The 5,985-nt window shown below is 66.7% G+C and carries 6 protein-coding genes; all 6 read left to right on the plus strand.

What is annotated here, in order from left to right:
* Positions 1-780, plus strand: a 780-nt coding sequence (locus RKP46_RS07715; protein WP_311106107.1) for an MBL fold metallo-hydrolase, incomplete at its 5' end; no start/stop codon positions are given.
* 36 nt (positions 781-816) lie between these two features.
* Complete coding sequence (locus RKP46_RS07720) at positions 817-2,487, plus strand: FAD-dependent oxidoreductase (RefSeq protein ID WP_311106108.1); 1,671 nt, start codon at positions 817-819, stop codon at positions 2,485-2,487.
* Between the two features lie 17 nt (positions 2,488-2,504).
* Entirely contained in the window at positions 2,505-2,729 is a 225-nt protein-coding gene (locus RKP46_RS07725; protein ID WP_300329278.1) for a DUF2783 domain-containing protein, read from the plus strand.
* A gap of 10 nt (positions 2,730-2,739) precedes the next feature.
* Positions 2,740-3,282, plus strand: a complete 543-nt coding sequence (locus RKP46_RS07730; RefSeq protein ID WP_311106109.1) for a VOC family protein — start codon at positions 2,740-2,742, stop codon at positions 3,280-3,282.
* Positions 3,283-3,288: 6 nt separating this feature from the next.
* Positions 3,289-4,305, plus strand: a complete 1,017-nt coding sequence (locus tag RKP46_RS07735) for a fumarylacetoacetate hydrolase family protein (RefSeq protein WP_311106110.1) — start codon at positions 3,289-3,291, stop codon at positions 4,303-4,305.
* 8 nt (positions 4,306-4,313) lie between these two features.
* The gene (locus RKP46_RS07740) at positions 4,314-5,507 is read left to right on the plus strand and encodes a multidrug effflux MFS transporter (protein ID WP_311106111.1); all 1,194 of its coding nucleotides are present in this window, start codon (positions 4,314-4,316) and stop codon (positions 5,505-5,507) included.
* Positions 5,508-5,985 lie beyond the last annotated feature (478 nt).

Consider the following 5,985-nt stretch of genomic DNA (forward strand, 5'->3'; position numbering starts at 1 on the left):
GAAATCAGAAAGGTGAGCGAGCTGCCGATCAAGTACGTCGTCCTCTCGCACTACCACGCCGTGCGCGTGCTGGGTGCGAGTGGCTACCAGGCGGCCGGCATGCAGGAAATCATCGCCAGCCGCGGCACCTACGAAATGATCGTCGAGCGCGGTGCGCAGGACATGCAGTCCGAGTACGAGCGGTTTCCGCGCCTGTTCCAGAATTTTGCCTCGATCCCCGGTCTGACCTGGCCGACGCTGGTCTTCGAGCAAGCGATTACGCTCTGGATGGGCCAGGATCTCGATGTGAAGATCATGCATATCGGCCCCGGCCATACCCGCGGCGACACCGTCGTCTGGATTCCGTCCGAGCGAGTCCTCTTCTCCGGCGACCTGGTCGAGGCCGAGGCAGCCTGCTACACCGGCGACGCACAGCTTGCCGAGTGGCCGGCGACGCTCGACGCGCTGGCTGCGCTGGGCGCCGACAAGCTGGTACCCGGGCGCGGGCCGGCGCTGCTTGGCGCAGAGCGCGTCGCCGAAGGCCTGGCGTACACGCGCGACTTCGTGTGCACGCTGCTCACGGCGGCCAAGGAGGCGGTCGCGCAGGGGATGAGCCTGAAGCAGGCGATGGCCCACACGCGCCTGGCGATGGACGCGAAGTTCGGCCACGTCTTCATTTACGAACACTGCCTGCCGTTCGACGTCAGCCGCGCGTTCGACGAGGCGAGCGGAATCAAGCATCCGCGCATCTGGACGGCCGAACGCGACAAGGCGATGTGGCACGCGCTGCAGGACAGCTAGGCGGCGGCGCTGGTGACGAGCAGCGGAAGACGACAGATGGCGGGCACCTACACCTACCCCAGGTACGCATACCTTACCCCACCCGAACTGCACGACGGCGCACCGCGCCGCCATCCGGTAGTGGTCGTCGGCGCCGGGCCGGTCGGCCTGGCAGCGGCGATCGATCTGGCGCAAGCGGGCGTAGCGGTCGTTCTGCTCGACGACGACGATACTGTTTCATTCGGCTCGCGCGGCGTCTGCTACGCCAAACGTACGCTTGAAATCCTCGACCGCCTGGCGGTCGGTGCCGACTGTGTGGTCAAGGGAGTGAGCTGGAACGTCGGTCGGACGTTCTTTCGTGAGCACGAGGTCTACCACTTCAACCTGCTGCCGCAGCCTGATCACCAGCGCCCGGGCATGATCAACCTGCAGCAGTACTACCTCGAGGAATACCTGATCAAGCGGGCCAGGCAGTTGCCCACGCTCGACCTGCGCTTTCGCAACACGGTCGTCGCCCTGCAGCCCGGCGACGACGGCGTGCGGCTGCAGGTGTCGACGCCGGATGGCTTGTATACGCTGGCTGCCGACTGGTTGATCGCCGCCGACGGCGCGCGCTCGACGATCCGCCAGTTGATGAATCTGGAAATGGAAGGCAAGGTCTTCCTCGACCGTTTCCTGATCGCCGACGTCGTGATGAAGGCCGACTTCCCGCGCGAACGCTGGTTCTGGTTCGACCCGCCGTTTCACCGCGGCCAGTCGGTGCTGCTGCACCGGCAGGCCGACAATGTCTACCGCATCGACTTCCAGCTCGGCTGGCAGGCTGACCCGGAAGAGGAAAAGAAGCCGGAGAAGGTGACTGCGCGAATCAGAGCGATGCTCGGCGACGAGCGCGAATTCGCGCTGGAGTGGGTGAGCGTCTACACCTTCCAGTGCCGCCGGATGAAGCAGTTTCGCCACGGCCGAGTGCTTTTCGTCGGCGACGCGGCGCATCAGGTCTCGCCGTTTGGCGCCCGCGGCGCCAACTCGGGAATCCAGGACGCCGACAACCTGTGCTGGAAGCTCAGGCTGGTGCTCGACGGCCAGGCGCCGGACAGCCTGCTCGACACGTACTCGGACGAGCGCGTCTTGGCCGCCGACGAGAACATTCTCAACTCGACGCGCTCGACCGATTTCATCACACCCAAATCGCCGGTCTCGCTGACCTTCCGCAACGCCACGCTGGCGCTCGCCCGCGAGCACGCGTTCGCCCGCGCGCTGGTCAATTCGGGTCGCCTCTCGGTGCCCACGTTCCTCACCGAATCACGCCTGAACACGGCGGACAGCGCCGACTTCGCCGGCGACATGGTGCCCGGCGCCGCGCTGGACGACGCGCCGCTGCGCGTAGACGGCGCCGACGGCTGGCTGCTCGACCACACCGGCGGGCACTTCCAGGCGCTCCTTTACGTGCTCGATGCGAGCGCACTCGACGCCGCGCAAACGGCAGAGTGCAAGCAACTGGGTGAAGCCACTCCGCCGCTCGAAGTGGTTGTCGTTTCGCCCAAGAACGGAATCGCGGCCGGCGGCCTGCGCGTTTTCGCGGACTGCGCCGGGCGCTACGCCGAACGCTACGACGCGCGCGACGGCACGGTCTACCTGATCCGCCCCGACCAGCATGTCGCCGGCCGCTGGCGCAGCTTCGACGCCAACCGCCTGCGCACCGCGCTGGCGCGCGCCAGCGGCCATTTCTGAAGCGCCAGGGAGGCCGCATGCCGCTCAAGCTTGAAGCCAATTTTTTCGAGCCCGGTCAGCGCTACTGGCGCGCCTACACGCCGGGCGACGACTTCTACGAAGCACTGATCGAGACGCATCGCGGGCTGAGCGACGAGCAGAGCGCGCTGCTCAACGCCAAACTGATCCTGCTCCTGGCCAACCACATCGGCGACATTTCCGTCCTGCGCGAGGCGATGGCGATCGCCCGTCAGGACGTATGAGGAGAACGAAATGAGCCTGATCCGCAAGATCCACCACGTCGCCTACCGCTGCCGGGATGCCAAGGAGACGGTCGAGTGGTACGGCAAGTATCTCGACATGCGCTTCGTCCTCGCCATTGCCGAAAACAGGGTACCCTCGACCGGAGAGCCCGATCCCTACATGCACGTCTTCCTCGACGCCGGACAGGGCAACATCCTGGCCTTCTTCGAGCTGCCGAGCAAACCGGCGATGCGGCGCGACCCGAACACGCCGGCGTGGACGCAACACCTCGCGTTCGAGGTCGACTCGGTCGACGTCCTGCTCCAGGTCAAGGCGCGACTCGAAGCCGACGGCATCGCGGTCGTCGGCCCGACCGACCACACGATCTTCAAGTCGATCTACTTCTTCGACCCGTCCGGCCACCGCCTGGAGCTGGCAGCCAACACGGGCACGCCGCGCATGGCGCAACTTCTCGACGAGGTGAAATGGGACATGCTCAACGAATGGGCAAGAACGCGTCGCGCACCCGGGCACGCGCGCTGGATGCACGACGGCAGCTACGCTGGAGAATAGGTCGCGATGAAACTTGCCTCGCTCAAGGGCTACGGCCGTGACGGCATGCTCGTCCTGGTCAATCGCGCGCTCACCCACTATCTCCCCTTGCCGGGGATCGCGCCTACCTTGCAGCAGGCGCTTGAAGACTGGGACGAACTCGAACCCGAAATGCGTTTCCTCGAAGAAGCGCTCAACTTTGGCGCCTGCTACAACCCGGCTCGCTTCGACCCGACGGCCTGCCACTCGCCGCTGCCGCGCGCCTACCAGTGGGCCGATGGATCGGCCTACGTCAATCACGTCGAACTCGTCCGGCGCGCGCGCGGCGCCGAGTTGCCGCCCGAGTTCTGGACCGACCCGCTGATCTACCAGGGAGGTTCCGACTCCTTCGTCGGCCCGCACGACCCCATCCTGGCGGCCGACGAGAACTGGGGAATCGACTTCGAAGGCGAAGTGGCGGTGATCACCGGCGACCTGAGGATGGGTGCGACCGAGGCCGAAGCGGCCAAGGCGATCCGCCTGCTGCTCCTGGTCAACGACGTCTCCTTGCGCAACCTGATTCCCGGCGAGTTGGCCAAAGGCTTTGGCTTCTTCCAGTCGAAACCCGCCTCGGCGTTCAGCCCGGTGGCGATCACCCCCGACGAACTCGGCGCCGACTGGCGTGACGGCCGGGTCCACCGGCCGCTCACCGTGCACCTGAACAACGCACTGTTCGGCCACCCGGATGCCGGCACCGACATGGTCTTCAGCTTTCCGCAACTGGTCGCCCATGCAGCGAAAACCCGCGAGTTGGAAGCCGGCTCGATCATCGGCGGCGGCACCGTGTCGAACCGGCAGAACGGCCTGCACGGATCGTCGATCGCTAACGGCGGCGTCGGCTACTGCTGCCTGGCCGAGTTGCGGACTTACGAAGCGATCGAGACCGGCAAGCCGCAAACGCCCTTCCTCCGCTTCGGCGACACGGTGAAGATCGAGATGTTCGGGCGCGACGGCAACAGCCTGTTCGGCGCGATCGAACAGCGCGTCGAGAAGTACCCCGGATAGCCTGCCCGGTGCCTGAGGGTCGCCTCAGCTCACCGTCCACGCGGCTCGCCGCGCTGGTCACCACGCTGGTCGCCCTCGGCCCGCTATCGACCGACCTCTACCTGCCGTCGCTACCGACACTGGCCAGCGTCTTCGCCAGCGACACGGCGCGCGTACAGCTCACGCTGTCAGCCTTCCTTGCCGGTTTCGCCATTGCCCAGCTCGCCTACGGCGCACTCTCCGACCGTTTCGGCCGCCGCCCCCTGATGCTCGCCGGACTGCTCATCTACTTTCTCGCCAGCATCGCCTGCCTCTGCGCCGGGTCGATCGAACAGCTCATCGCCGCCCGCTTCGTCCAGGCGCTCGGCGCCTGCGCCGGACCCGTCCTCGGCCGCGCCATCGTGCGCGATGCGTGGGGGCCACTTGAGTCCGCGCGCGTGCTTGCCTACGTCCTCGGCGCAATGGCGCTGGCGCCGCTCGTCGGCCCGACAATCGGCGGTCTGCTCACCGTCGCCTTCGGCTGGCAGGCAAGCTTCGTCGTCCTGGCACTGATCTCCGCCCTGCAAGCCGCGGCCGTCTGGCGCTGGCTGGGCGAAACCAACTGCCGGCTGGACCCGACGGCGACGCGCCCGAGCCGCATTTTCGGCAACTTCAGCCGACTGCTCGGTGATCGCGCCTATCTGCGCTACCTGCTCGCCCTCGCTTTTTCCTACAGCGGGCTGTTCGCCTTCATTTCCGGCTCGTCGTTCGTGCTGATCGCGCGCTTTGCCCTGTCGCCGACCGCCTACGGCCTGTGTTTCAGCAGTGCGGTAGCGGGCTACATCGGCGGCACGCAGGTCGCCGGGCGCCTGGTTCGCCGACTCGGCGCCGACCGCCTGATCGCGCTCGGCGGCGCCCTCGGCGCGACCGCCGGACTCTCCATGCTCAGCCTCGAACTGGCCGGCCTGCACACGCTCGCCGCGCTCCTCGCACCGATGTTCGCCGTCGCCGCGTCGGTCGGCCTGGTGATGCCGATGGCCAGCGCCCGCGCCCTGGCGCCCTACCCCCAGATGGCCGGCGCCGCCGCAGCGCTGATGGGTTTCGCGCAAATGACGACCGCCGCGCTGGTCGGCATCGTCGTCGGCCATGGGATCAATACAAGCCCAGCCGTCCTGCCGCTCGCCGTCGCCGTGTGCGCCACGCTGGTGCCCTTGTGCCATTTCGCTCTCCGTCGCCCCGTATAGCCTTTCCTCCGCGCGGGCACGGCATACGCGGCCGCTTGGCACCGCTGACGCTCGACCGGCCAGCATCCGTCGCCATAATGAGAGCACCAACATCACAAACGGCAGCCGCCAGCCCTGCCAACTCCGGCGAGAAAGCGCGCTACGGCCACTCGCTCTTCGTGATTGCCTTGTGAGGAGACCAGAGAGCACGCCTCGCCCGATTCTCCGCTTTGCAGCGGGAACCCGGCACTCGGCTGCAAAGCAGTCGAATAGCGCGACCCCCTCGCGCGTTCATTTCTCGCGGATAGGCCGCCAATAGCGTATGGCATCAGAGCAAATCAGACACCGTGCCCAGTCCGCGCACGCCTCCTCCGTCGGCAGGCGACAGCGTGTGGCGCCTGAAACGAATGTGGTTGCGCAAGACCATTCACGTAGCTTTCGTGACGGCCGTGCCATCGCATCGGCGCGGCGTCAACGCTGACGCAATTCCCGGCAAATT

It is taken from the genome of Accumulibacter sp. (assembly GCF_031732815.1).
Taxonomy (GTDB): domain Bacteria; phylum Pseudomonadota; class Gammaproteobacteria; order Burkholderiales; family Rhodocyclaceae; genus Accumulibacter.

What these genes read in the sequence shown, in the direction of transcription:
- RKP46_RS07735 (WP_311106110.1), top strand. Translation starts at nt 3,289, where the DNA reads ATGAAACTTGCCTCGCTCAAGGGCTACGGCCGTGACGGCATGCTCGTC.
- RKP46_RS07725 (WP_300329278.1), top strand. Translation starts at nt 2,505, where the DNA reads ATGCCGCTCAAGCTTGAAGCCAATTTTTTCGAGCCCGGTCAGCGCTAC.
- RKP46_RS07730 (WP_311106109.1), top strand. Translation starts at nt 2,740, where the DNA reads ATGAGCCTGATCCGCAAGATCCACCACGTCGCCTACCGCTGCCGGGAT.
- RKP46_RS07720 (WP_311106108.1), top strand. Translation starts at nt 817, where the DNA reads ATGGCGGGCACCTACACCTACCCCAGGTACGCATACCTTACCCCACCC.